Origin of the sequence: Streptomyces sp. NPDC016469, from assembly GCF_040632905.1 — a bacterium.
GTDB lineage: Bacteria > Actinomycetota > Actinomycetes > Streptomycetales > Streptomycetaceae > Streptomyces.
This window is the reverse complement of sequence record NZ_JBEYCQ010000036.1, coordinates 16,578-40,936: the sequence shown is the minus strand read 5'-3', so window position 1 is coordinate 40,936 and position 24,359 is coordinate 16,578. Positions and strand designations below refer to the sequence as shown.

29 protein-coding genes are annotated in these 24,359 nt (G+C 72.3%); 9 read left to right on the top strand and 20 right to left on the bottom strand.

Annotation, left to right across the window (positions count from 1 at the left end):
* Window positions 1–394 (bottom strand): Scr1 family TA system antitoxin-like transcriptional regulator (locus tag ABZ565_RS30530; protein WP_361033957.1); only part of this gene is annotated, 394 nt, incomplete at its 3' end.
* Between the two features lie 152 nt (window positions 395–546).
* Between ABZ565_RS30530 and ABZ565_RS30525 the strand changes: the two genes are divergently transcribed.
* On the top strand, window positions 547–975 hold the full coding sequence (locus tag ABZ565_RS30525; RefSeq protein ID WP_361033954.1) for an ATP-binding protein: 429 nt from the start codon (window positions 547–549) through the stop codon (window positions 973–975).
* Here the strand turns inward: ABZ565_RS30525 and ABZ565_RS30520 are convergent.
* Window positions 950–1,297 carry a hypothetical protein gene (locus ABZ565_RS30520; RefSeq protein WP_361033951.1) on the bottom strand — a complete coding sequence of 116 codons (348 nt, stop codon included), beginning with the start codon at window positions 1,295–1,297 and terminating at the stop codon, window positions 950–952. The two genes, ABZ565_RS30525 and ABZ565_RS30520, sit on opposite strands and share 26 nt — an antisense overlap.
* A gap of 48 nt (window positions 1,298–1,345) precedes the next feature.
* Window positions 1,346–2,155 (bottom strand): HEAT repeat domain-containing protein, encoded by an 810-nt coding sequence (locus ABZ565_RS30515; RefSeq protein WP_361033948.1) that lies wholly within the window; start codon window positions 2,153–2,155, stop codon window positions 1,346–1,348.
* 69 nt (window positions 2,156–2,224) lie between these two features.
* Here ABZ565_RS30515 and ABZ565_RS30510 point away from each other — a divergent pair, with 69 nt between their 5' ends.
* Window positions 2,225–2,638, top strand: coding sequence for a DUF3224 domain-containing protein (locus ABZ565_RS30510; protein ID WP_361033945.1), 414 nt, complete (start codon window positions 2,225–2,227; stop codon window positions 2,636–2,638).
* Here ABZ565_RS30510 and ABZ565_RS30505 read toward each other — a convergent pair.
* Window positions 2,632–3,342 (bottom strand): DUF4232 domain-containing protein, encoded by a 711-nt coding sequence (locus ABZ565_RS30505; protein ID WP_361033942.1) that lies wholly within the window; start codon window positions 3,340–3,342, stop codon window positions 2,632–2,634. The two genes, ABZ565_RS30510 and ABZ565_RS30505, sit on opposite strands and share 7 nt — an antisense overlap.
* 347 nt (window positions 3,343–3,689) lie before the next feature.
* On the opposite strand from ABZ565_RS30505, the gene ABZ565_RS30500 reads away from it, so the two are divergent.
* Window positions 3,690–5,018, top strand: a complete 1,329-nt coding sequence (locus ABZ565_RS30500) for a helix-turn-helix transcriptional regulator (protein ID WP_361033939.1) — start codon at window positions 3,690–3,692, stop codon at window positions 5,016–5,018.
* Window positions 5,019–5,060: 42 nt separating this feature from the next.
* On the opposite strand, the gene ABZ565_RS30495 is transcribed toward ABZ565_RS30500, so the two are convergent.
* A complete protein-coding gene (locus ABZ565_RS30495; protein WP_361033936.1) occupies window positions 5,061–6,317 on the bottom strand; it encodes a choice-of-anchor A family protein in 1,257 nt (418 codons plus the stop codon).
* Window positions 6,318–6,466: 149 nt separating this feature from the next.
* A complete protein-coding gene (locus tag ABZ565_RS30490; RefSeq protein WP_361033933.1) occupies window positions 6,467–6,688 on the bottom strand; it encodes a DUF397 domain-containing protein in 222 nt (73 codons plus the stop codon).
* Between ABZ565_RS30490 and ABZ565_RS30485 the strand changes: the two genes are divergently transcribed.
* Complete coding sequence (locus tag ABZ565_RS30485) at window positions 6,687–7,913, top strand: phospholipase D-like domain-containing protein (RefSeq protein WP_361033930.1); 1,227 nt, start codon at window positions 6,687–6,689, stop codon at window positions 7,911–7,913. The two genes, ABZ565_RS30490 and ABZ565_RS30485, sit on opposite strands and share 2 nt — an antisense overlap.
* A 10-nt stretch (window positions 7,914–7,923) precedes the next feature.
* Here ABZ565_RS30485 and ABZ565_RS30480 read toward each other — a convergent pair whose 3' ends face one another.
* On the bottom strand, window positions 7,924–8,295 hold the full coding sequence (locus tag ABZ565_RS30480) for an ATP-binding protein (RefSeq protein ID WP_361034017.1): 372 nt from the start codon (window positions 8,293–8,295) through the stop codon (window positions 7,924–7,926).
* 233 nt (window positions 8,296–8,528) lie between these two features.
* Here ABZ565_RS30480 and ABZ565_RS30475 point away from each other — a divergent pair, with 233 nt between their 5' ends.
* Together ABZ565_RS30475 and lysS are read left to right on the top strand one after the other, a co-directional pair.
* Window positions 8,529–8,957, top strand: coding sequence for a hypothetical protein (locus ABZ565_RS30475; RefSeq protein WP_361033927.1), 429 nt, complete (start codon window positions 8,529–8,531; stop codon window positions 8,955–8,957).
* Between the two features lie 272 nt (window positions 8,958–9,229).
* Window positions 9,230–10,990, top strand: a complete 1,761-nt coding sequence (gene lysS, locus ABZ565_RS30470) for a lysine--tRNA ligase (protein WP_361033924.1) — start codon at window positions 9,230–9,232, stop codon at window positions 10,988–10,990.
* Window positions 10,991–11,055: 65 nt separating this feature from the next.
* Here lysS and ABZ565_RS30465 read toward each other — a convergent pair whose 3' ends face one another.
* The 3 genes from ABZ565_RS30465 to ABZ565_RS30455 all read right to left on the bottom strand — a co-directional run bounded on the left by ABZ565_RS30465 (window position 11,056) and on the right by ABZ565_RS30455 (window position 14,328).
* A complete protein-coding gene (locus ABZ565_RS30465) occupies window positions 11,056–12,342 on the bottom strand; it encodes a DUF2637 domain-containing protein (protein WP_361034014.1) in 1,287 nt (428 codons plus the stop codon).
* A 127-nt stretch (window positions 12,343–12,469) separates the two neighbouring features.
* On the bottom strand, window positions 12,470–13,321 hold the full coding sequence (locus ABZ565_RS30460) for a DUF3558 domain-containing protein (protein ID WP_361033921.1): 852 nt from the start codon (window positions 13,319–13,321) through the stop codon (window positions 12,470–12,472).
* A gap of 179 nt (window positions 13,322–13,500) precedes the next feature.
* Window positions 13,501–14,328 carry a DUF3558 domain-containing protein gene (locus ABZ565_RS30455; RefSeq protein WP_361033918.1) on the bottom strand — a complete coding sequence of 276 codons (828 nt, stop codon included), beginning with the start codon at window positions 14,326–14,328 and terminating at the stop codon, window positions 13,501–13,503.
* Between the two features lie 171 nt (window positions 14,329–14,499).
* Here ABZ565_RS30455 and ABZ565_RS30450 point away from each other — a divergent pair, with 171 nt between their 5' ends.
* Window positions 14,500–15,693, top strand: coding sequence for an RtcB family protein (locus tag ABZ565_RS30450; RefSeq protein WP_361033915.1), 1,194 nt, complete (start codon window positions 14,500–14,502; stop codon window positions 15,691–15,693).
* A gap of 41 nt (window positions 15,694–15,734) precedes the next feature.
* On the opposite strand, the gene ABZ565_RS30445 is transcribed toward ABZ565_RS30450, so the two are convergent.
* The 3 genes from ABZ565_RS30445 to ABZ565_RS30435 form a co-directional block, all read right to left on the bottom strand.
* The gene (locus ABZ565_RS30445; protein WP_361033912.1) at window positions 15,735–16,595 is read right to left on the bottom strand and encodes a hypothetical protein; all 861 of its coding nucleotides are present in this window, start codon (window positions 16,593–16,595) and stop codon (window positions 15,735–15,737) included.
* Between the two features lie 159 nt (window positions 16,596–16,754).
* Entirely contained in the window at window positions 16,755–17,513 is a 759-nt protein-coding gene (locus tag ABZ565_RS30440) for an SDR family NAD(P)-dependent oxidoreductase (protein ID WP_361033909.1), read from the bottom strand.
* 69 nt (window positions 17,514–17,582) lie between these two features.
* Entirely contained in the window at window positions 17,583–17,918 is a 336-nt protein-coding gene (locus ABZ565_RS30435; protein WP_361033906.1) for a YnfA family protein, read from the bottom strand.
* Between the two features lie 113 nt (window positions 17,919–18,031).
* Between ABZ565_RS30435 and ABZ565_RS30430 the strand changes: the two genes are divergently transcribed.
* Complete coding sequence (locus ABZ565_RS30430) at window positions 18,032–18,514, top strand: MarR family transcriptional regulator (RefSeq protein ID WP_361033903.1); 483 nt, start codon at window positions 18,032–18,034, stop codon at window positions 18,512–18,514.
* A 13-nt stretch (window positions 18,515–18,527) separates the two neighbouring features.
* On the opposite strand, the gene ABZ565_RS30425 is transcribed toward ABZ565_RS30430, so the two are convergent.
* From ABZ565_RS30425 to ABZ565_RS30400, 6 genes are all read right to left on the bottom strand, one after another.
* The gene (locus ABZ565_RS30425; RefSeq protein WP_361033900.1) at window positions 18,528–19,262 is read right to left on the bottom strand and encodes a Mut7-C RNAse domain-containing protein; all 735 of its coding nucleotides are present in this window, start codon (window positions 19,260–19,262) and stop codon (window positions 18,528–18,530) included.
* Between the two features lie 42 nt (window positions 19,263–19,304).
* Window positions 19,305–20,144, bottom strand: coding sequence for an NAD(P)H-binding protein (locus ABZ565_RS30420; RefSeq protein WP_361033897.1), 840 nt, complete (start codon window positions 20,142–20,144; stop codon window positions 19,305–19,307).
* 107 nt (window positions 20,145–20,251) lie between these two features.
* A complete protein-coding gene (locus tag ABZ565_RS30415; protein WP_361033894.1) occupies window positions 20,252–20,791 on the bottom strand; it encodes a GNAT family N-acetyltransferase in 540 nt (179 codons plus the stop codon).
* A gap of 116 nt (window positions 20,792–20,907) precedes the next feature.
* The gene (locus tag ABZ565_RS30410; protein WP_361033891.1) at window positions 20,908–21,729 is read right to left on the bottom strand and encodes a helix-turn-helix domain-containing protein; all 822 of its coding nucleotides are present in this window, start codon (window positions 21,727–21,729) and stop codon (window positions 20,908–20,910) included.
* An 11-nt stretch (window positions 21,730–21,740) separates the two neighbouring features.
* Window positions 21,741–21,899, bottom strand: coding sequence for a hypothetical protein (locus tag ABZ565_RS30405; protein ID WP_361033888.1), 159 nt, complete (start codon window positions 21,897–21,899; stop codon window positions 21,741–21,743).
* A 147-nt stretch (window positions 21,900–22,046) separates the two neighbouring features.
* Window positions 22,047–22,916 (bottom strand): LysR family transcriptional regulator, encoded by an 870-nt coding sequence (locus tag ABZ565_RS30400; protein WP_361033886.1) that lies wholly within the window; start codon window positions 22,914–22,916, stop codon window positions 22,047–22,049.
* A 119-nt stretch (window positions 22,917–23,035) separates the two neighbouring features.
* On the opposite strand from ABZ565_RS30400, the gene ABZ565_RS30395 reads away from it, so the two are divergent.
* Complete coding sequence (locus ABZ565_RS30395) at window positions 23,036–23,635, top strand: short chain dehydrogenase (protein ID WP_361033884.1); 600 nt, start codon at window positions 23,036–23,038, stop codon at window positions 23,633–23,635.
* Window positions 23,636–23,660: 25 nt separating this feature from the next.
* Here ABZ565_RS30395 and ABZ565_RS30390 read toward each other — a convergent pair whose 3' ends face one another.
* On the bottom strand, window positions 23,661–24,257 hold the full coding sequence (locus ABZ565_RS30390) for a hypothetical protein (protein ID WP_073865012.1): 597 nt from the start codon (window positions 24,255–24,257) through the stop codon (window positions 23,661–23,663).
* Window positions 24,258–24,359: the final 102 nt, after the last annotated feature.

Genomic DNA, 24,359 nt, shown 5'->3' with positions numbered 1-24,359 from the left:
ATGTCGCGATGCGTTGCTCGATTTCCTCCTCGGTCAGAGCGGGCACATCGGTGCGGAACACCGCACGCGCGTAGCTCTCCGTCTGGAGCAGCCCTGGCAGTACCTGGTTCTCGAACCAGGACAGGGTGAGCGCCTCCCGTTCCAGGTCGAGGTACTCCTCCGCCCAAGCCGGGATCAGGTCCACCTCCGGCAGGTTCTCCACCGCCGTCGCCAGTGCCCCCTTGGTGTCCAGCAGGGTGTCCATGCGGCGGGCCAAAGGCAGTTGCAGGGCGCGTCTGCCCTGTTCGACGGAGGCGATGGTCTCCGGCTGGGTGCACGTCTGTTCCGCCAATTGGCGCTGGGTCAGTTCTGCCGCGATGCGGAACCGGGCGACCAGCGCGCCCACGAGTTTCATTGCCGACGCGTTCCTGCGCTGCCGCTTCCTGGGCTGCATACGGTCCCCACTTCCCACCCGCGTTCGTACGTCACACGCGCCCGACCCGTACAAGAAAGGTGTACGGGTCTGCGCACTGCGACAGCCTAGTCACCGAGTGTGACGCTCGTTGCATGAACGAGACGATGCAACTCCCCCAGCTGCGCGAGCGGTTCTTCCGGCGGGAGCGCCGGTCGGTCCGGGAGGCCAGGGAGTACGTACGGAGCGCACTGGCCGACTGGGGGTTCGGTGGGGCGCGGGCGGACGACGTGGTGGTGTGCGTGAGCGAGCTGGCGACCAACGCGCTGGTGCACGGGGTGCCGCCGGGGCGCGGGTACCGCCTGATGCTGTGGCTGCGGGACGAGGGTCAGGTCCGGGTCGAGGTGCACGACAGCGGGGACGGCGAGCCGGGGGTGCGGGTGCCCGACGGGGAGTCGGGGCGGGGGCTGGTGATCGTCGACGCGCTGGCGGACCGGTGGGGCGTGGGGGAGCGGGTGCCCGGCAAGGTCGTGTGGTGCGAGTTCGGCGTCCGGGCGCCTACGGCCAGTCCACCAGGCCCATGAAGAATCCCCAGGTCAGGAACACGGTGACGGGGGCGGCCACGGAGAGGAGGATCGCGGCGGCCGGCCTGGTGCGCGTGCAGACCCAGCTCGCGAGCAGCACGGCCAGGCTGAGGACCAGGCCACAGCAGGAGACCGTCCAGGCGGTGTCGAAGCTCGCGTCGAAGCGGTCGGCGGCCTCGTCCGTGCACGAGTCGCAGGCCATCGGCGCCAACATGCTGTAGGCGAGTGCGAGGAACGCGAGCGGGAGGGTGACCACCGTCGAGATCAGCGAGGCGATCCAGGCGTGCCGGGGGCGGTCGTCCGTGACGACGGGATGCGACATGCGTGCGATTCCACCAGGCGCGGCGTCCTCGCACATGAGTCGTCGTACTCAGTCGCCGCCCAGCCGGTCCGTGAGGTCGACGGCCTCCCGCACGTCCTCGTCCGAGTCCTCCGCCAGGCGGCGCAGCAGCGCCTCGGCGCCGGGGGTCCGCCAGGGGCCCACCGCCTCGGCCAGGGCCGCGCGGACCGTGGGGTCGGGGTGGTCCGCGAGGCGGGCGACCCGGTCCAGCGGGCCCCGGCGGCGCGTGCCGAGCCAGCGCAGGGCCGCGCGCAGCTCGGCGGGGTCGCCCGGGTCGCCCGCCTCCTCGATCCGCCGGAGCAGGACGGGGGTCGCGGGCGCCGGGCCGTCGAACGGGTGGGGCCGTCTGCGGCGCAGCCGTCGCGAGCCGTACTCGCCGCGCACCCGGCAGCCGTAACAGGTGCAGGGCTCCCTGCCGTTCGAGTCCGGGAAGTAGCGCCAGCCGGTCACCTGGCGGACGGCGCGGACGCGGTGGATCTCGGCGCGGGTGACGGACCTGGGCACGAACACCTCCCAGCCGCGCGGATCGTCCAGCGCGGCCGTCCTGCGCACCGCCTCGCTCGCGGTCACGTCGGTGTGGGCGCGGCCCGGGCGGTTGCTGTAGTGGCCGACCGTGACGGATGCGGTGTCCGGCAGCCGCAGATGGACGGCGACGAGTCCGCGCGGGCCGCCGTGCCGGGCGAGTTCGCGCAGCCACTGGTGGGTGAGGGTGTACGAGGGCAGGACCGGGAAGCAGAACACGCCCTTGGAGCCGTCCGGTCCCCGGCTGACGGCCCGTATGCCGGACCTGCGGATGCGGGCCGCGTTCGCGGCGGGCGTCAGGTGGACGAACAGGGCCATGGCGCCGATGGTAGGGCCCCCACCGCGTAGGGCCCTCAACTGTCGTACCCCGCCCCTACGATCGGGCGTATGAGAGCTTCCGGAACCTTCATCGTCAACTCGTTCATCCCCTCCGAGCTGAAGCCCGAGCCCGAGGTCGTCACCGCGCTGCCCGTCGGGGTGGCGACCATCGTGAAGACCTTCGAGGGGGAGGTGGCGGGGCGGTCCACGACCTTGTTCACCGCTGCCTTCGACCAGGCGTCGGGGGTCGGTACGTACGTCGCCATGGAGTCGTTCGAGGGGGCGCTCGGCGGGCACGAGGGCACGTTCAACTTCGTGCACTCGGCCGCCGCCAACGGCAGTGACCGGGCCGTCGAGTTCTTCTCGGTCGTGCCGGGGAGCGGGACCGCCGCCCTCGCCGGGATCAGCGGGGGCGGCGGTATCGCCGTCGACGAGGACGGCACGCATCGGATCTGGTTCGACGTCGAGCTGGGCGGTCAGTAGACGAGCGCCTGGTCCATCTCGCTCTGCCAGTAGGTGACGAAGCCGTTGTCGTCCCAGTAGGTGCCGGCGGGCAGGGTCAGTTCGACCGGGGAGCCGTTGAGCGGCGCGTCGGCGCGGTCGGCGAAGGTGACGCCGAGGTGCTTGCTCGGGTACGGCTTCTGGCCGTTCGGCTCGCCCGTCAGGCCGATCGCGGCGTACGCGGACTGGCCCGGGCCCAGCGCCACGACCGCCTGCGGCTTGCTGTCGTCCAGCACCCGGAACACCGCCTGCGCGCCGTCGAAGCGGAGCATCGGCGCGTGGTACGCGTAGCAGGGGCGGTCGCCCGTATTGGTGACCGTGAGCAGCAGGTGGTTGATCGGGCGGCTCACCTTGGTGACGGTGACCTTCGTGTTCGCGCCGGTGCAGGTGACCGGGGACTTGGGCTTCGGCTTGGGCTGCGGCTTGGACGCGGGCTTCGCGGCGGACTCCGCGGGCTTGTCGGCGGGCTTGTCGGCCGGCTCGGCGGTGTCGGCGGCCGGTTCGGTGTCCGTGGCGGCCGTCGAGTCCTTCTCCGGCGTGGCCGACGGCGAGTCGCCCGTGGCCTGGACGGACGCCGCCGGCTTCTTCGCGTCGGTGCCGTCGTCCCCGCCGCACGCCGTGAGCGAGAGTGCGGCGAGCACGGCGGTCGCCGCGAGGACGGTGGTGCGGATGCGGTTGCTGCGCATGGTGGTACTCCCCGTATGTGTGTTCGGTCGTGAAGTGTGTTCGGTCGTGAGGTGTTTCGGTCGTGCCGGCGTGGTCAGTTCCGGCAGATCAGGAGCAGGACGATCGCGGTCGTCACGATCACCACCCCGATCGCCAGCGCATCGGCAAGCTCGACGCGGAAGAGGGTTCGCACTGGTCGGCCCCCGTGGTCGTTGCGGTGTGGTCCGAGCTTGTGGCACGACGGATTCCGGCCGCAACGCCCGACACACCATTGGGGATGCTGGAATGCCTGCGCGTACTGTGACCTGGGCAGATTCCACGTCCCTGGAACGGTGATCCGGGACGGACCAGGAGGGGGAACGCCGCGATGGCGACGCCGGAGGCCGAGGAACTAGCGGGCCTGCTGAAGAAACTGAAGGACCGTTCGGGGCGCAGTTACGGGGTGCTGGCGGGCCGGTTGCACGTCAGCACGTCGACGCTCCACCGGTACTGCAACGGGGACGCCGTCCCGGGCGAGTTCGCGCCCGTGGAGCGGTTCGCCCGCCTCTGCGGGGCGACCGCCGACGAGCTGGTGGAGGTCCACCGCCGGTGGATCCTCGCGGACGCGGCGCGGGGGCGGGGGAAGGCGGAAGCGGCGGTTCCGGCGGAGGCCGTGAAGCCCGTGCCCGTGGAGCCGGAGGTCGTGCCGGAGCCGGAGGCCGTGAAGCCCGCACCGATGCCCGAGCCCGTGGGCCCCGAGCCCGTACGCGAAGACCCCGCCGCCTCCCGTTGGCGCCGGGCCTCCGCCCGTACGCGCGTGCTCCTCGCCGCCGCAGCCGTCGTCGCGCTCACCGTGCCCACCGCCGTGGTCATCGGTCAGCTCAAGCAGACCGGTTCGGACGCGGCCGCAGGCGCCCCGAGTGCGGGCGGCACGACGGCGGGGAAGGGCGCCGACGCCGTCTCCGCGTCCCCGTACAGCCCCTCGCCCTCGGTCAGCGCGTCGAAACGGCCCAGTCCCTCCGCGAGCGCGGGCTCGGCCAGCCCCTCCGCACGCACGTCGCCGTCCGCCTCGCGCACCACCGGCGCGCCGGGGGGCCGGACCGGGCGGCCGCCCACGGTGACCATCAGCTCGTACAACTGGGAGGAGCCCTGCGGGCAGTTCTACCTGGTGGGCCAGGACCCGGCGACCGTGCCGCCCCCGCCGCCGCCCAACAGCACCCGGGGCTGGGCGCGGGCACTCGGCGGGGTGGACGGCGGCTCCATGAAGCTGGAGCTGACCGTGCAGGGCACCTCCGCGCAGGCCGTCGTCCTGACCGGGCTCCGGGTGAAGGTGCTGAGCCAGCGGGCGCCCGTGCAGCAGCCGGCGTTCTCGATGGGCGACGGCTGCGGCAGCGGCATCGAGCCCCAGTCCTTCAAGGTGGACCTGGACGACAGCCGCCCGGCGCTCCAGCCGGTCGCCGGGAAGCAGGGCGACGAGACCGTGCCCGCCAAGGACTTCCCGTTCCGGGTGTCGTCCAGCGATGTGGAGGTCTTCGACCTCGACGCGCACGTGGAGGGCCACGACGTCAGCTGGTACCTGGAGCTGGAGTGGTCCAGCGGCGGCCGCACGGGCACCCTGCGCGTGGACGACGGCGGCAAGCCGTTCCGTACGAGCAGCATCGCGGGGCGCCCGGAGTACTACTACCGCTACGACACGTCGGTCTGGGAAAAGCGCTGAGCGGCACGCGGCCCTTCCCGGGTCGCGTGCCGCTCAGACGGATCAGGCGCGCTTGCGGCGGCGGGCCATGACCACGAGGCCCGCACCGGCGGCGACGACCACGGCGCCTCCGACGGTGAGCGGGACCATGTTGCTGCTCCCGGTCGTCGCCAGGTCGCCCTCGGGCTGCGAGGGGCCGGCGGACGGGGCCGGGGCGCCCGGGGTCGTCGTGCCCGACGGGGTGCCGGACGGCGTCGCGGTGCCGGACGGGGTGGCCGAGGGCGACGGGGTGGTGGTCGCCGGGGACGTCGTGGAGGGCGTGCCGCTCGGCGTCGTGCTGGGCTTCGGGGTGCCGGGCACCTCGGGCAGGCAGCCGGTGAACGGGAAGTGGTGCGTCTCCGCGCCGCCCGAGCCGTGCAGCGAGGCCACCCAGACCGAGCCGTTGACCGGGGCGGCGTTGCCCAGCTCCAGGTGCGCGTACGGGGCGAGCACGCTGCCCGGCCAGGCCGCCTGGCTGTTCTTGACGACCTTCGTGGCGTTCGGGAAGTTCCACAGCAGCTTGGCGCGGATCGCGCCGTCCTGCGCGCTCTGCGACTTGTCGTCCAGGACGAAGTCCTGACCGCCCGACAGGAAGAAGCCCGTCGTGCCGGCCGTCGCCATGTCGTACGTCTGGCCGGTGACGTTGATGATCGTCGTCGCCCCGGTCGGGACCTTGACGAAGACCTCCTTCGCCTTCTCCAGCTGCGACGCCTCGACCGAGAACACGTTCCGGCCGGTGTCCGTGCCGGTCAGCGTCAGCCGGTTGCCGTCGAGACTCACGGTGGCGCCGGAGGCCGCCGACTCCTTGGCCAGCGCGTCCGAGTACGACCGGAGCTTCGCGAACTCGCCGTCGAAGTCGATCAGACCGGCCTTCTTGCTGAAGGTGCCGTTGTGCAGGTCGACGGCCCGGCCCTCGACCGTGCCGCCGACGACGGCGTTGCCCTTCATCACCACGGTGGCCGAACCGCCGTTGAGCAGGTCGCCGCGCACGACGAGCGAGGCCCGGCCCGGCAACGCGTCCACCTGAGCGGCCGTCAGCTCGTTGCCGACGCTGAACCCGCCCTTGAAGTCGGCGTTCCCCCCAACCGCCACGGCGCCTTCCGCGTCGGGGGAGTGGACGTCGTCCCCGAGGACGAACTCGCCGTACTTACCGGCGATCCCGAAGGCGTCGGTGGTGCAGTCCGCCGAGGCGGGGGCGGCCTGGACGGCCGGAGCGACGGTGAGCCCGAGAACGAGGGCACCGCCGAGCGCCGCGAGGGCGGCGGAGGTCGGTATGCGCATGGTGCGGTGGTCTCCTGCGGAGCAGTTATGAAGGTTCTGTGGCGACTCCGGCCATGATTCTCATACTTGGGGAAATTGGTCAAGACCAATGAGGGAACCGGCCCCCTTGGTTACGGAGCTCGGCGCCCCACGTGCCCGGTGAAAGCCGCTCAGTTGGTGGGCGCGACGGTGAGCATGGGGCCGTCCGGGTTCTTGGGGTCGCGCACGTGCACGGCGGCGGTGTGCGCCGCGACCTCGACGCACTCGCCGCCTCGCCGCATCGCCCCGTACGGGTGACCGGTGGGCGAACGGGCGTACGGCGTGTGGGGCGCGTCGCGGGGAAGATGGTCTCTGGCCCGGGAGCCACCGACACCTTCGAGGAGCGACGACATGACCAGCGGCACCGACGACAGACCCGAACTGCGGCCGGAGGAGCCCGTCACGCACGAGGACGCGGTCCTCGTGGAGCGCGCCCACCGGCTCAGGCGGCGGCTGGAACGGCTCATCGGGATCGCCGCCACCGAGGGGAACGAGCTCGTCCCGTTTCGTAACGGGGACGCGATCTTCGCCGCGATGCTGGCCGGCATCCGGGCCGCCGAGCACACCGTGGACATGATGACGTTCGTCTACTGGCGCGGCGACATCGCGCGGGAGTTCGCGGCCACACTGGCCGAGCGGGCGCGGGCCGGGGTGCGGGTGCGGCTGCTGCTCGACGGGTTCGGCAGCAGGCTCATAGAGAAGGACCAGCTGCGGGCCATGGAGGACGCGGGCGTCCAGGTCGCGTGGTTCCGCAAGCCGCTCTACCTCTCGCCCCTGAAGCAGAACCACCGCTGCCACCGCAAGGTCCTCGTGGTGGACGAGGAGACCGCGTTCACCGGCGGCGTCGGGATAGCCGAGGAGTGGTGCGGCGACGCGCGGAACGAGAACGAGTGGCGGGACACGCACGTCCGCGTACGCGGCCCGGCCGTCGACGGGCTCGCCGCGGCCTTCGCGCAGAACTGGGCCGAGTGCCACGACGAACTCTTCGACGCGCGCGACCGGTTCCGGAACATCCCGCCGCAGGGCGACGCCGTGGTGCAGGTGGTGCGGGGCTCGGCCAGCGTGGGCTGGCAGGACATGCAGACCCTGCTCCGGGTCGTCCTGGAGACCGCCGAGGAACGCGTCAGGATCGCCACCGCCTACTTCGCCCCGGACGCCTTCTTCGTGGAGCTGATGTGCGCGGCGGCGCGGCGCGGGGTCGAGGTCGAGATCCTGCTGCCGGGCCCGCACACGGACAAGCGGGTCTGCCAGCTCGCCGGGCAGCTGTACTACGAGCGGCTGACGGCGTGCGGCGTGAAGATTTACCACTACCAGCCGACGATGATGCACGCCAAGGTCCTCACCGTCGACCGGGTCGCCGCGCTGATCGGGTCCACGAACATCAACCGCCGCTCCCTGGACCACGACGAGGAGGTCATGCTCGCCGTGATGGACCGGGACCTCACCGCGACGCTCGACGCCCACTTCTCGGAGGACCTGGAGGTGAGCGAGCGCATCGAGGGCCGGAGGTGGCGGCGCAGGCCTGTCGTGCAACGGCTCCGCGAGGCGTCGGTGCGGCCGCTGCGCCGCTTCCTGTGAGCGTGGCGCGTCAGCGCGCCATCGCCACGACGATGAGCTTTCCCCGGGGTGGGTGGCGGCGGACGTCGACCCTCTTGGCCAGCCGCAGGACCAGGGGCCAGCCGAAGCCGCCCGTACCCCCGCGAAGATCGGGTGTCCGTTGCTGTGGCAGGTCGGGACTGGGGTCGCCGACCTGCACGTACAGCGTGTCCTTGTCCGCTCCGAAGGCCAGCGCGGTCACCGCGCCGGCGTGCCGGAGCGCGTTCGTCACCAGTTCGGACACCAGGAGCAGCAGGTCCTGGAGGGTCGTCACCGCCGGCCGTGGGTCGAGTGTCTCCAGGAACGCCTTGGCCGCCGCCCGCGCGTCGGCCGCCTTGGACGGCGGGGGCTCGGTCACCGCCATCGGGTGCGGTGAGGGAGACACCGCCCTTGAGTCGAGGTCAGTCATTTTCTCCCCCGGAGAAATGATCGTCGAACGGTCTGGACCCTTCTCCTTCCCTCAGGACCCAGGCGTATCCGGCTTTTCTTCAGTACGCGCGGCCGGGGACTGAACACCGCCATTCGCGGGCAGACGGGGCATGGACATTCCGGCCCGGCAGGGCGCCGGGAAGAGGCCGTGGCCGAAGGGAACAGCAGATGACCGACTCCGCCGACCCCGTCCGGGACGCACTCGCGTTCGTCACCCAGCCGGTGCCCGACCTACAGCTCCAGATGCTGCTGCGGCTGCTCGACCGCGAGCCCCGGTCCGGCCTGCCGCTGACGCTGGCCGTACCCGCCGGGGTGCTGCACGGCGAGGTGATCGGCCACGAGTCGTGGAAGGCGGAATGGGCGCGGAGCCTGCGCCAGGTGGAGGGCGAAGGAGCGAACCTCCTGGCGGAGTTCCCCGAGACGGTGGACCAGGGGGTCAAGGAGGCGCAGGCGGACGAGGACGTCCCCTTCCTGCCCCGGTGGATCCACCTGCGGGACGCGACCCTCATCTGCGGCGGCGCGGCTCCGCTGCGGCTCCCGCTGTGGCGCGGCCGGCTGTCCGACATCTCGGGGTGGACGCTGGGACGGCCCGAGTAGGCGGTGCGGGCGGTGACGCCGCAGAGGACCAGCCGTTCTCGACCACCTCGGCCGGACTGTCCTGCCGGGTTCCGGGACCTCGGCGTCCTCGACCAGGTCCGCGGCCGGAGCGTGGAAAGGAGGGGATCGACCGAGGCCATGAGCCGGCTGCCGTTCCGGTGGAGGACAAAGGACCGGTCCCGTCCTCCACGGGGCGTAAAGCCGTTTTCGTACTGCGGCCCGCACCTGGGAGAATGGTCGGTGCCCCTACGAGTCCTACACGAGAGAAGGACGTGCCGACCGTGGCTCAGAGTCAGAGCAGCACCGAGACCGACTGGGTCTCCCGCTTCGCGGACGAGGTCATCGCCGAATCGGAGCGTCGTGCGCCTGGCAAACCGGTCGTCGTCGCCTCCGGCCTCTCCCCGTCGGGCCCGATCCACCTGGGCAACCTCCGCGAGGTCATGACCCCGCACCTGGTCGCCGACGAGATCCGCCGCCGCGGGTACACCGTGCGCCACCTGATCTCCTGGGACGACTACGACCGCTACCGCAAGGTGCCGAACGGCGTCCCCGGCATCGACGCGTCCTGGGCCGAGCACATCGGCAAGCCGCTGACCTCGGTGCCCGCCCCGGCCGGGTCCGCGTACCCGAACTGGGCCGAGCACTTCAAGGCGGCCATGACCGCGGCCCTGGACGAGCTGGGCGTCGAGTACGACCCCATCAGCCAGACGGAGCAGTACCTCGCGGGCACGTACCGCGAGCAGATCCTGCACGCCATGCGCCACCGCGCGGACATCGACGCCATCCTCGACCGCTACCGCACCAAGAAGGACCCCGCGGCCGGCGGCAAGGGCGGCAAGAAGCCGCAGCAGAAGAAGGTGGACGAAGCCGAGCTGGAGGCCGAGGCCGGGTCCGGCGCGGCCAGTGAGGACGACGGCAGCGGCGGCTCCGCCGGCTACTTCCCGTACAAGCCCTACTGCGGCAACTGCGAGAAGGACCTCACCACCGTCACCTCGTACGACGACGACACCACCGAGCTGAACTACACCTGCACCGCCTGCGGCTTCGCCGAGACCGTCCGGCTCAGCGAGTTCAACCGGGGCAAGCTGGTCTGGAAGGTCGACTGGCCCATGCGCTGGGCCTACGAGGGCGTGATCTTCGAGCCCAGCGGCGTCGACCACTCCTCACCCGGCTCCTCGTTCGTCGTCGGCGGCCAGATCGTCCGCGAGATCTTCGACGGCGTCCAGCCCATCGGGCCCATGTACGCCTTCGTCGGGATCTCCGGCATGGCCAAGATGTCCTCCAGCAAGGGCGGCGTGCCCACCCCGGCCGACGCCCTGAAGATCATGGAGGCCCCGCTGCTGCGCTGGCTCTACGCCCGCCGCAGGCCCAACCAGTCCTTCAAGATCGCCTTCGACCAGGAGATCCAGCGGCTCTACGACGAGTGGGACTCGCTGGCCCGCAAGGTCGCCGAGGGCACGGTCCTCCCGGCCGACGCCGCCGCGTACAGCCGCGCGATCGGCACGGCCGCCGGAGAGCTGCCGAGCACGCCGCGCCCGCTGCCGTACCGCACGCTCGCCTCGGTCGCCGACATCACCGCCGGCGCCGAGGACCAGACGCTGCGCATCCTCAGCGAGCTGGACCCGGCGAACCCGCTCACCTCGCTCGACGAGGCCCGCCCGCGCCTCGACCGCGCCGAGAGCTGGATCACCACCCAGGTCCCGGCCGAGGCCCGCACCATCGTCCGCGACGAGCCCGACAAGAACCTCCTCGGCTCGCTCGACGACGAGGGCCGCGAGTCGCTGCGCCTGCTCCTGGAGGGCCTGGACACGCACTGGTCCCTGGACGGCCTGACCACGCTCGTCTACGGCGTGCCGAAGGTCCTCGCCGGCCTTGAGCCCGACGCCAAGCCGACGCCCGAGCTGAAGACCGCCCAGCGGTCCTTCTTCGCCCTGCTCTACCGGCTGCTCGTCAGCCGCGACACGGGGCCGCGTCTGCCCACGCTGCTGCTCGCGGTGGGGGCGGACCGGGTGCGCAGGCTCCTGGGCGCGTAGTACGGATGCGTCGAGGGGCCGTCTCCCGGGTGGGAGGCGGCCCCTCGTGCGTGACGCGTACGCGCCTACGCGATGTGGTCGGCTTCCAGCTCCGCGTGGTAGCGCTGCTTGAAGGCCGGCATCAGCTGCCGGATCAGCGCCTCGCTGCGCGGGTGGCGGACGTTGTGCCCGTCCGACAGGTGTATGTCGAGCACCGCGATGCTCGGGTAGTCGTTGTGCTCCGCGACGAACGCCGAGAACACCTCGTACGCGATCTCGGCGAACTCCTCGTCCGCCTGCGCCCACTGCTGCGCGGGCTCCTGTACGGGTTCGGGCACCGGTTCCGGTACGGACAGCTGCTCCGGCTGCCCGCCGGGGGCGGTGCTGCCGACCGTGCCCACGTTGCCCAGCGGGCGGGTGCGGCCCCCCGGGCCCGAGGGGACCTGGTGCGGGACGGGGACCTCGACCTCGAAGTCCGGGTCGTACGTGCCCTCGTAGACCTTGGCGGTCGCCTGAGCCGGGAACCACGGGTTGTCGTCGGCGGCGGGCTGCGCGGGGACCTCGGGCTGCTGCTGCCACTCGTCCGGGGACGCCGTTCCCGGCAGTTCCGGGTGCTGCTGGGCCGTCTCCACCGCGGGGGCGGCCGCGGGCACCGGTTCCGGCGTCGGGCCCGGGGCCGGGGGCAGGAGGGCCGGTTCGATGCCGGCGGCGGCCAGGCCGGCCGGGCCGGTCTCGGCGAGCGGGACGCCGTACTTCGCGAGGCGCAGGGGCATCAGGGACTCGACGGGTGCCTTGCGCCGCCAGGCGCGCCCGTAGCGGGCCTGGAGGCGGGCCTGGTAGATGAGCCGGTCCTGCTCCAGCTTGATGACCTGCTCGTAGCTGCGGAGCTCCCACAGCTTCATCCGGCGCCAGAGCCGGAAGGTGGGGACCGGCGAGAGCAGCCACCGGGTGAGGCGGACGCCCTCCATGTGCTTGTCGGCCGTGATGTCCGCGATCCGGCCCACCGCGTGGCGGGCGGCCTCGACGGCGACGACGAAGAGGACGGGGATGACCGCGTGCATGCCGACACCGAGCGGGTCGGGCCAGGCGGCGGCGCCGTTGAACGCGATCGTCGCGGCCGTCAGCAGCCAGGCCGTCTGGCGCAGCAGCGGGAACGGGATGCGCAGCCAGGTGAGCAGCAGGTCCAGGGCCAGCAGGACGCAGATGCCCGCGTCGATGCCGATCGGGAAGACCAGCGAGAAGTCGCCGAACCCCTTGCTCAGGGCCAGCTCGCGCACCGCCGCGTACGAACCGGCGAAGCCGATCGCGGCGATCAGCACCGCGCCGGCCACGACCAGACCGATCAGCACCCGATGCGTGCGCGTCAGCTGCATCGCAGCCACCCCCCATCCCCTCCCTTTTCCCTTGTCCTCGTCGCCGGTGGCGTGTTTCCGGCGGGCACAGCCTGGCACATGTGTGCGAGAGGTGTCGCGGGGGGAGGGGGCGGGGCGGCCGCGGGCGTCAGTCCGAGGACTTCGACTTGGCCGACGAACTGGGCTTCTTGGACGGCTTCTTGGAGGACGTGTCGGACGCCTTGTCAGCCCCCTCGTCCGTCGCCTTGCCGGTCGCCTTGTCGCTCGCCTTCGGGGACGCGTCGGTCTTCGCGTTCGCGTCGGCGACGGCCGCGACCGCGTCCTTGACGGCCATCGTGGCGCCCTTCAGGACGGACTCGGCGGACGGCGTCTTCGCACCGGCGTAACCCGCGCCGTTGTAGTTGACGACCACGACGACGTTGCCCGTACGGGCGACGATCGTGGTGAACCGGAAGTCCTCGTCCGTCTTGGACTGGTCGTACGTGATCTTCGTCGCCTGGTCGCCGACGCCGCTGACGGACCCGGTCGCGATGTTCTTCGCGCCGTCGGTCGCCTCGGTCTTCTTGACCTGCTTGTCGAACTCCTCGCCCGCGCGGGCGGCCCCGCTGCCCAGCGTCTGGTCGGAGGCGAAGCGGGTGAAGCCGACGTCCAGCCAGCGGTACTGGGAGCCCTTGACGCCCTTGTCGGCCAGCCCGTTCCAGGAGCAGCTGCCGCGGACGGACGCGTCACTGGACTTGCCGCGGGTGCCGTTCTTGCTCTTGGCCGAGGGGACCAGGGACTTCACGGTCTTCGCCTCGACGGAAGAGCAGGCGTCGGGCAGCTCGGCGAACTTCGCCGCCTCGACGGCCGGTTCCGACTTCGTCGCCTCCGGCGAGGCGGAAGCGGAGGAGTCCGCCTCCTTCTTGTCGCCGGAGTCCGACGAGCAGCCGGCGACGACGAGCATCACCGGGACGGCGGCGCAGGCGAGTATGCGGGTGAGTCGCGGGGCTGATCGGTGCATGGTTCCTTCACTCGGATGGCGCGGCGGTCGGGGGACGGTGGTGCGGCGGTAGCGGTGCGGAGACAGGCTGCGGCGATCGGCCGCCGGTGGCTCCGGAGGGCCACGGTACGACGGACGGCGACCGGATGCCGCCTTCGCCGGTGGGCGCGGGGAGCGGTGCCCGGGCGGCCCGGGCGGCGTCACTCGTTGAACGAATCGACCAGCTGACGGGCCAGTGCCTGCGCCTTCTCCTGGAGTTCCTTGCTGTCGGGGACCTCGGTGGGCATGGCCGGCTGGGCGGTGTACTCGACGGTCACGATGACGTTGGATGTGCGGAACACCACGCTCACGGTGCGGTGGCGGGCGGGGGAGCCGGCCCGGCTGAGCGCGTCGTCCAGGAACGCGCTGTCGCCCAATTTGTCCAGCAGCCGGGGCTGGAGGCTGTCGGCGGGGCTGCCGGAGGTGGTGCCGTCGGTGTCGCCGGTCGCGCCCTTGTCGTCCGCGCCGGCGTCCTCCGTACCGGTGTCCGCTTCGTCCGTGCCGTCCGGGTCGCCGGAGCCGGACGGGGAGGCGTCGGGGCTCTCCGGCGGCAGGCCGGTGTCGGGCAGGTCGGCGGCGGTCTCCTTCTTCGCGTACACCTCGCGGGCCCGGTCGTCGTCGCTCACGGCGGTGTCGTAGGAGACGACGCGCTCGAAGTCCAGGTGGATGCTGCGGGTGCCCTCGGGGACGTCGGACTTCCAGCGGCAGCCGATCCGCCGGTCGGTGTCGTACGTGACCGTGGCGGCGCCCTCGAACACCTTGTCCTGCTGGGCCTCCGGCATGTCGGCGGTGCCCGGCAGGAGGTCCTTGAGGGTGGCGCGCGGGATGGCGCGGCAGGCGTCGGGGAGGGTGCGGTACTTGCCCGGGGGTGCGGAGGAGGGGGCCACGATGCCCGGCTTGTCGTCGGGGGCGGAATCACTGGCTCCGCTGTCACTGGTGCAGCCGGCGGCGAGCGCTGCGATGAGCACGGCGCCGGTCGCGTACGCCATTCGTCGCACGGTCCTGGGCTCCCTTCGTGCGAAAAACGGTTGCCGCCCCATGGCGGCCGGTGGACACAATGTGTATCGCACGCGCCGCTGTGAACGCCGGTCGGCCGACTTATTTGCCGATCTTGGCGCCGGTTTTGCGCTTTCAGACTTTTCCGGGGGAATCGAGGGGTTATGTCGTATGTAGAGGTACCGGGTGCGAAGGTTCCCATCCGGATGTGGACCGACCCGGCGTCGGTCGAGGACGTGGCGATGCAGCAGCTGCGCAACGTCGCCACGCTGCCCTGGATCAAGGGCCTGGCCGTCATGCCCGACGTCCACTTCGGCAAGGGCGCCACGGTCGGCTCGGTGATCGCGATGCACGGCGCGGTCTGCCCGGCGGCGGTCGGCGTGGACATCGGCTGCGGCATGTCCGCGGTGAAGACCTCGCTGACCGCGAACGACCTCCCCGGTGACCTGTCCGGCCTGCGCTCGAAGATCGAGCAGGCCATCCCGGTCGGCCGCGGGATGCACGACGACCCGGTCGACCCGTCCGGCCTGTACGGCCTCGCGGCCGGGGGCTGGGACGACTTCTGGGCGCGGTTCGACGGGGTGGCCGAAGCGGTCAAATTCCGTCAGGAACGGGCTACGAAGCAGATGGGAACGCTCGGCGGGGGCAATCACCACATCGAGGTCTCGCTGGACGAGTCCGGCGCGGTGTGGCTCACGCTGCACTCCGGCTCGCGTGCCATCGGCAAGGAGCTGGCCGACTTCCACATCGGCCGGGCGCAGCAGCTGGCACACAACCAGGGCCTGGTCGACCGCGACCTGGCCGTCTTCCTCGCGGACACCGATCCGATGCGGGACTACCGCAACGACCTCTTCTGGGCGCAGGAGTACGCGAAGTACAACCGCGCGACCATGATGGCGCTCCTGAAGAACGTGATCCGCAGGGAGTTCAAGAAGGCGAAGGTGACCTTCGAGCAGGAGGTCAGCTGCCACCACAACTACGTCGCGGAAGAGCGCTACGAGGGCATGGACCTGCTGGTGACCCGCAAGGGCGCCATCCGGGCCGGTGCGGGGGAGCTGGGAATCATCCCGGGGTCCATGGGCACGGCCACGTACATCGTGAAGGGGCTCGGCAACGCGAAGGCGTTCAACTCGGCCTCGCACGGCGCCGGCCGCCGAATGAGCCGGAACGCGGCGAAGAAGCGTTTCTCGGCGCGCGACCTGGCGGCGCAGACGCAGGGCGTGGAGTGCCGCAAGGACTCGGGTGTCGTGGACGAGATCCCCGCCGCGTACAAGCCGATCGAGCAGGTCATGGAGCAGCAGAGGGATCTGGTGGAGGTCGTCGCCAAGGTCAAGCAGGTCATCTGCGTGAAGGGCTGAAGGCGGGCGGGCCCGGAGCCGGCCCGCCTTCGCCCACCGGGTCAGCCTTGGATCTGCCCCGATCTCAGCCGCCACAGCCGGACCGAACAGCTGGCAGTGGTGCGGTCGAGTTCCACGGCTGCGGCCGCTGCGTCGCCCGATCGCAGGAGCAGTTCGTCCTCCCAGGGCTTCCAGCGCCGGTTCTTCGCCCGGGGCTTGAGTCCCGGCGGGCGCTGCCAGGTGGCGAGAGACGTGGCGGACGCCTGTTTGCGAGGCAGCGCGAGGCATCCCGGATAGTAGAAGTGCTCGGCCAGCGATACCGCGGCCTCCATCGTGTACAGGATGTTGTAGACGTCGTCCCGGCCGTTCCGCGCGATCGAGCGCCGGGTGCCGGTGACCTTCTTCGCGTAGAAGCAGAGGTACGCGCCCACGGCCGTGCTGGCCGTGGTGAGCGACAGGAACGGGAAGCCCTGGCCGGTGTAGCCCACCGATCCGTCGGCGTCGATCACACCCCGGAGGTAGTCGCGTGGGGAGAAATCCACGCGAGGCGGCTTGATGCGCCGCGACTTGCTGCCGTACGGAAGGCCCAGTTCGTTCATCACAGTCCGGGCTTCGAGTGAACAGAGGGTCCAGGTCGCCGAGTGGTGGCTGCTGGAGAAGTTGGTGGCCCGGACGCGCTCCCTGATGCTGGAGTTGTACGGGGTGAGCCGCTGGAACTCACGCAGGATGGCGATGTCCCGCACGTTGATTTCGACGGTGAGGCGGCCTTTTCTGCCTGCCCCGGCAGCCAGGTGACCATCGGCTTGGACGAAGCCGAACATGTAGCTGTACTCGGGATCGGTGAGATCCATGAATCCGCCCGTGCGGGGCGCAGGAAGGCCGGTGTCGAAAAGCGTGAGGGCGTTAGGGTCGTGCTCGGCCACGGGAAGCTCCACTTCCTTGGTGGTCAGGCTCTCGGCCGGGCCGCAATCCCGGGCCGAGAGCCGCTCTGTATGAAGTTGTGCCGACCGTATGCGGGTGACCTGCGCTGTTTCCGGCGATCGGGGAGCTTTCCCTCGGACGGGTGATGGGCCTCGGACAGGTCAGTCGGTGCGGTGCACCTTCGAGTTGGATGCCTGGGCCCGGGGGCGGACCACCAGGAGGTCGATGTTGACGTGGCTGGGGCGGGTGACCGCCCAGTTGATCGTGTCGGCCACGTCGTCGGCGGTGAGGGGGGCCTCGACGCCCGCGTAGACCTTGGCGGCCTTGTCCGTGTCGCCGCGGAAGCGGGTGGTCGCGAACTCCTCGGTCTTGACCATGCCCGGGGCGATCTCGATGACGCGGACCGGGGTGCCGACGATCTCCAGGCGCAGGGTCTCGGCCAGGACGTGTTCGCCGTGCTTGGCGGCCACGTAGCCGCCGCCGCCCTCGTAGGTGGAGAGGCCGGCCGTCGACGAGAGGATGACCACCGTGCCGTCGCCGCTCGCGGTGAGGGCCGGCAGGAGGGCCTGGGTCACGTTGAGCGTGCCGATGACGTTCGTCTCGTACATCTGGCGCCAGTCCTGCGGGTCGCCCGTGGCGACCGGATCGGCGCCCAGCGCGCCGCCCGCGTTGTTCACCAGGACCGCCAGGGAGCGGAAGGCGGTGGCGAACTCGTCCACCGCCGCGCGGTCGGTGACGTCCAGCGCGTAGGCCGTCGCCTGGTGCCCGGCCTCGGTGATCTCGGCGGCCAGGGCCTCGATGCGGTCCTTGCGGCGGGCGGTGAGCACGACGCGGTAGCCGGAGGCCGCCAACTGCCGGGCGGTCGCGGCGCCGATGCCGCTGCTCGCTCCGGTGATGACGGCGATGGGGGTTGCGGCCATGGTCGGGCTCTCCTCGGACGGCTGAACGGTACGGTCGAACGGGGCCAGGATAGGCCGGTCGGACCGGGGTCAGTGGTTGCGGGGGGCGTACATGATCACGGCCATCCCGGCCAGGCAGACCAGCGCGCCGGTCACGTCCCAGCGGTCCGGCCGGTAGCCGTCGGCGGCCATGCCCCAGGCGATCGAGCCCGCCACGAAGACCCCGCCGTACGCCGCGAGCACCCGCCCGAACTCGCCGTCCGGCTGGAGGGTCGCCACGAAGCCGTACGTGCCCAGCGCGATGATCCCCGCGCCGATCCAGGCCCATCCCCGGTGTTCGCGCACGCCCTGCCAGACGAGCCAGGCGCCGCCGATCTCGAAGAGCGCGGCGAGGACGAACAGGGCGATGGAGCGGAGCACGGACATGGGAGCAGGGTGCCACGGGGACCCGTACGTGTTCCGAGTGCCGGTCACCGCCGCGCGGTGGTGACCGCAATGTCCGGTCCGGACTGCCGCCTTCCGCTCCGTACACTCTCCGCATGCCGCCGAAGCAGTCCCCCCGCCGCAGCACCCTGCTGGCCGAGATGTCCGTCGTGTCGCGGCGCTACATGGCCGCGTACGCGCTGTTCAACCAGGCCGTCGCCGACCGGCTGGGGCTGCACCCGACCGACCTCCAGTGCCTGAACCTGCTCGGCCTGGAGGCGGCACCCGTCACCACGGGCCGCGTCGCCGAGCTGACCGGGCTCACCACCGGCTCGGCGACCCGGCTGGTGGACCGGCTCGTGCGGGCGGGTTACGTGACCCGGGCGCGGGACACCGCGGACCGGCGGCGGGTGCTCGTCGCGGCCGTGCCCGAGCGCATGGCGGAGTTCGGTGCGGTGTGGAAGCGGCTGAACGGCGGCTGGGACGCGCTGTTCGACGCGTACGACGACGACGAGGTCGCCCTGCTCCTCGGCCATATGCGGCGGACGGTGGAGCTGAGCACGACGCAGATCGCGCGGCTGCGGGAGGGCGACGCCTGAGCGGGCGCCGCTCTCAGCCCGCCACCGGGCCGAAGTCGCGGACGGCTTCCGCGACGATCGCCTCCAGGCGGGCGTGGTGCGCGCCCCGCCAGTAGACCCGCCCGCAGACCACGCACTGCGCGAACACGTCGTACGTACGGCGCGTCCCGTGTTCCAGGTGCGGGCCCACCGTGTCCTTGTCGGCCGCCGTCAGAGGGCCGTTGCAGGCGGTGCACCGGGTCCACGGGGCGAGCGCCGGGGCGAACCGCTCCAGGACGTCCCGCAGCTGCTCGTCCGGCCGGTCGCTGTAGACGTACGCCCCGGCCCAGAGCTCGCGGCGGTGCAGCAGCCCCCGGTCCCGGGAGAGCAGGACGCGCCGCTCCTTCGCGGAGAGCGCGGCCAGGCCCGGGTCGCCGATGTCCTCGCTCTCGTACGCGGCGTCGACGCCGAGCAGCCGCAGCCGCCGGGCGAGGGTCCCGAGGTGGACGTCGAGCAGGAAGCGCAGGGGCGCCCCCGGCACCGGCTGCGGGCGGGGGACCGGGTGGACCTCGACCAGCTCCCCGGCGGCCGGGATGTGCGAGGCGGGGACCGGGCGGCCGTCGACGAGGAGTGCGCCGGCCTCGGTGAGCGGGATGCCCAGGGACTCCACGACATGGCCGAGCGTGGACGAGCCGTCGGTGGTCACCGCGGTCCGTCCCTGCCGGCGCCCGTGGGCCACGAAGAGCCTGAGCTCGGGGGCGACTTCGAGGTGGATCTCCGGTCCGTTCACCCGGTCAGGATGCCATCGGGGGTCCCGCGACGCCCACGGATTTCAGGGCCGGAAGGCGGCGGCGTGCTCGGCGGCCCAGGTGGCGAAGGTGCGGGCCGGGTGACCGGTCAGCTTCTCCACCCCGTCGGCCACCTCGGCGGGCGTGCCGTCGGTGGCCGCCCAGTAGGCGAGCAGCCCGTCGGCGACCTCGGCCGGCATGAAGGACGCCGTGGCCTCCTTCCAGGCGGCCGGGCTGACCTCGTTGACGGCGGCCGGGGTGCCGGTGGCGTCGGCCAGGATGCGGACCTGCTCGGCGGCGCTGAGGGATTCGGGTCCGGTGAGGTGGTGGGCGGCGCCCTGGAGGGCCGGGTCGGTGAGTGCGGCGAGGGCGGCCTCGGCGAGGTCGGTCTCGTGGACGGGGCTGCCCTCGCTGCGGGGGTAGGGCAGGTCGACGGGGCGCCCGGAGCGGAAGGCCGCCGCCCACCCGTAGGCGTTGGTGGAGAAGGCGCCGGGGCGCAGCAGGGTCGTGGTGAGCGGTGAGGCGAGCAGCGCCTGCTCCACCGCGTGGTGCGAGGCGGCGATCGGGTTGGCCGTCGGGTCGGGGGCCAGGACCGAGCTGGAGGACAGCAGCACGATGTGGCGTACTCCGGCGGCCCGGGCGGCGGTGAGGAAGGCGTCGATGTGCGCGGGTTCCGCGTAGAGGAAGACGGAGTCGACGCCCTCCAGGGCGGCGGGGAACGTGCCGGGGTCGCCGAGGTCGCAGGTCACGGCGGGGACGCCGGGCGGCGGGGCCAGCTCGGCGGCGTTGCGCGAGGCGGCGCGGACGGGGCGGCCGCCCTGGTGCAGGAGGGCGGTGAGCGCGGCGCCGACGCGGCCGCGGCCTCCGGTGACGAGCGTGAGCATGGGGGCTCCTCGGGTCGAGTTCGAATGCGTTGCGCATAGGTTGCGCGACGCAGATGAATATCCAGGAGGCGGCAGTCTCCGTCAAACGAGTAACTCCGCCTCCGGCTTCACGCGCCCGCGCGCAGGTCCAGCCGCCAGTCGTTGGCGAGGAGCGGGTGGCCCGGCGGGTACTCGATCTCGCACGCGCCGAGCAGCGTGAAGCCGGTCGTGCGGCACACGCCGTTCGACGGGCCGTTCTCCACGGACGGATAGGCGTGCAGATAGCGGTGCTTGCCCGCGGCGCGCGCCGCGTCGGCCACCGCGCGCGTCGCGGCCGAGGCGATGCCCCGGCCCTGGAACTCCGGCAGGACCGTCCAGCCCGTCTCGTACACCTCCTGGTCCCGCCAGGGCCGCTCCCAGAAGCCGATGGAGCCCACGGCCTCCGCCCCACCGGCCAGGGCGACGCGGAACATCCGGCCCCGGCCCGTCCGGTCGGCGCTGAGCGCGACGTAACGCGCGTGGCGCGCCATCAGCTGCTCCTCTGTCTCGGGCCCGCCCAGATGGTCCATCAGCTCCGGCGCGTTGGCCCGGCGGAGCAGGTCCAGATCGCCGTCGGACCAGGGCTCGATGCGTACGGACGACGCCGCGGCGCGCTGCACAGAGGTCATGTCCGCACTGTAGGACGCGGCACTGACATTGAGGCTGATACTCAGGTTCCGGTGGCCGTGGCTCGGGCACTGACTGACGTCCTGCTGGGCTGTCCTCCCGCTGTTCAGCGGGGCCGTCAGCGGGCGCCCAGCGCCGTGGGCGGAACGCCCAGCGTCGCCGTGAAGTCCCTGACCAGGTGCGCCTGGTCGCTGTAGCCGAGGTCGGCGGCGAGGGCCGCCCAGTCCACGCCGGGGTCCGCCCCGGCGCGCTCCAGCGCCTCGTGGATGCGGTAGCGCAGGATGACCCACTTCGGGCCGACCCCCACGTACGCGGCGAACAGCCGTTGCAGGGAGCGCGCCGACACGCCCTCGGCGCGGGCGAGTCCGTCCACGCGCAGGACCGTGCGGTCGGTGCGCACCAGGTCCACCAGGTCCATCGCGAGATCGGCGCGCGGGTCGGGCTCGGGGCCGAGTGCCAGCAGGTACGCGTCGAGCGCGGCGACCCGGGCGTCCTCGTCCGCCGGGTCCAGGACGGCGGCGGGCGGTGCGGGCGGTACGAACACGTCGGCCGCCGGGAGCCGCCGGCCCGTCCACCGCGAGACGGGCGCCCCGGGCGCGAACGGCCGGAACCCGCCCGGCCGGAACTGCACCCCGCAGACCCGCCCGCGCCCCTCCAGCTTCTGCGTGAACAGCTCCAGGCCGATCCCCGCGACCTCGGCGTACCCCGCCTCCTCGTCGCCGCAGCCCGCGTACCGCTCGAAGACGAGGTTGACGCTCGGGTGCGGGACGAGATGCGAGGCGTACGGCTGCGCGAGGTCCCAGTCGATCAGCCAGTAGTGCTCCAGATACCGCCGCAGCGCGGGCGCGGGCTCGCGGCGCCGGAACTGTACGTGCGCGAACAGCTCGGGCGCGTCGACGATGCCCCGGGTGTCGCGCCGGGGACCTCCGTGACCGGCCACGACGGCAGATCCTACGAGCGCTCCCGGCCCTCGGCCAGTCGCGCGGCCTGCTGGGTGTACGGGGAGGGCGGCGCGGGATGTCTGCGCCGCCACCAGGTGCTCGCCACCGTGTAGAGGCCGCTGGCGAGGAGCAGCGCGGGGATGGACAGGGTCAGGAGTGTGTCGCCCATGGCAGCCTCCTTCGGAGGGCGGTGCCTCCTGCATCGGCAGGGCGGGCGGGCCGGCTGAAGATCATTCTTCGGCCATTGAATGGCCGGATACGGCCGGCCTACAGGTGTCCTTCGAGCACCTGAGCGCAGGCGGGCGCGCGGTCCGGCTCAGCCGCCGCTCACCACGTCCCGGACCGCCGCCAGGAAGTCCTCCGTACGCGGATGCGTGGGATGAACGGGACGCGCGAGGTAGACGGTCGCGGCGGGCGCGTCGGCCACTGGGACGAACCGGACGCCCGGGTGGCCGTGGCTCTCGGCCGTCCCCGCCGCGCCCAGACCGAACGCGCCCCCGGCGGCGATGAGGTTCAGCCACTCGTCCACATTGCCGACCTCGACCGTGCGGTCCGGGCGGTGCTCCGGCGGCCACAGGCCGGGCGAGGCGGTGCCGGTGTCCGGCCACAGGGCGAGGGGGAGGGCCTGGCGGGCGGTCAGTTCGGCCATCAGGACCCGGTCCCGGCCGGCGAGCGGGTGGTCGTCGGGCAGGGCGGCGACCCGGTCCTCGGTGTACAGCGCCTCGGTGCGGATGCGGGGGTCGGCGGGGACGGTACGGAGCACGGCGACATCGGTGTCCCCGGTGGCCAGCCCCGCCGTGCTGTTGTCCTGCCGGACCACGTCCAGCGGGATGTGCGGGTGCGCCCGGCGCCACGAGCGCAGCAGCGGCACGGTCTGCCGCCCGAGCACCGCGCAGGTGTAGCCGATGCGCAGGGGCCGGGAGACGGTACGGGCGTCGGCGAGGGCCGCGTCGAGATGGGCGAGGATCGCCCGCCCGTGCCCGAGCAGGGTCTTCCCGGCCGAGGTCAGCGTCAGGTGCCGGGGCGAGCGGTCGACCAGCCGGACGCCGACCCGGGACTCCAGCTGGGCCAGCGTGCGCGAGAGGGCGGGCTGCGTCATGTGCAGCCGGACCGCGGCCGCGGTGATGGTGCCCGCCTCGGCCACCGCGTCCAGCGCCCTGAGGTGGCGCAGCTCCACATCATCCATGCCTGAGGAGCATAGCCCCTGCGCAGACGGCATTTCCGCCCCGCTTTCGGGGTCCGTAGCGTCGGAGGTGCCGGGGCCCTCCCGGCCTCCCTGAACACACGATGGACGGACGGTGCGAGATGCGGATTCTCCTGGTCGGCGCGGCGGGCACGCTGGGCGGTGCGGTACGGAAGGCGCTGACGGCACGCGGTCACACGGTGATCGGGGCCGGCCGCTCGGGCGGTGATCTGGTGGCCGATGTGACCCGGCCGGACGAGGTCGCCCGGCTGTACGCGGAGGCCGGCCCGCTGGACGCGGTCGCGGTCACCGCGGGCGACGCGGTGTTCCGCCCGCTCGCCGATCTGACCGCCGACGACTTCGCGGCCACGTTCCGCGGCAAGGCCCTGAGCCAGCTCGACCTGGTCCGCCAGGGCGCGGCCCACCTGCCCCCGCACGGCTCGTTCACCCTGGTCAGCGGCATCCTGACCGAGGAGCCCATCGCGGCCGGCGCAGCCGCCTCCGCGGCGAACGGGGCGGTGGAGGCGTTCGTCCGGGCCGCCGCGATCGAGCTCCCGCCCCAGCGCGTCAACGCGGTCAGCCCCACGGTGGCCGAGGAGTCCCTGCCCGCCTACGGCCCCTTCTTCGCCGGCATCGAACCGGTCCCGGCGGCCCGCGTGGCCACGGCGTACGTCCGCTCGATCGAGGGCGCGCAGACGGGGCGGGTGTACCGGGTGTGGTAGCCGGGGGCGGCCCGAACCCCCTCCGTCAGGGCCACACCAGGCAGTACGCCTGGTGCCCCGCGTCGTGCAGCCGGTGGCTGAAGTCCTGCCACTCGTGGAGCAGCTGGTAGACGTTGAACGCGTCGCGCGGGCCGCCCCGGTCCGGCACCGTGGACCAGATGAAGGCGGCGGCGCCGACCGACTCCTCGCCGACGCCGCGCAGCGGGTCGACCACGGTCATGGGGAGCTTGACCACCGCGTAGTCGGGGTGCAGGACGACCAGTTCCAGCGGGGGGACCTTGTGCAGGGGTATGCCCTGGATACCGGTGAGGACCATCGCGGCCACCGTCTCCGGCTTGATCTTGGTGAACATGCCGCCCATACCGAGCTCGTCGCCGCCGAGCTCCTCGGGGCGCATGGAGATGGGCACGCGTGCCGCGGTGGCCCCGTCGGGAGCACCGAAATATTTGTAGGTCACCCCCACCCGGCCACCACTCCCGCTCCCGGCTCCGCCGCCTGTCCGCGCCTCACCGGCCTGTATGCCCTGCGTGTGCTCGGCCTCGCGCCGCCGGTGCCGGCCACGCCGGGCAGGCTCGGGCCCCGGGCCGTCGGTCCCTTCGCCCACTCCGCCACCGCGATGCATATCTCATCCACCCGACTACTCACTAGGAGGCACAGCCCCCGCCGTGCAACCCGATCATCGTGTCAGTGACCTCCCCCACGGGCGTGCGGTGAAACACCTGTC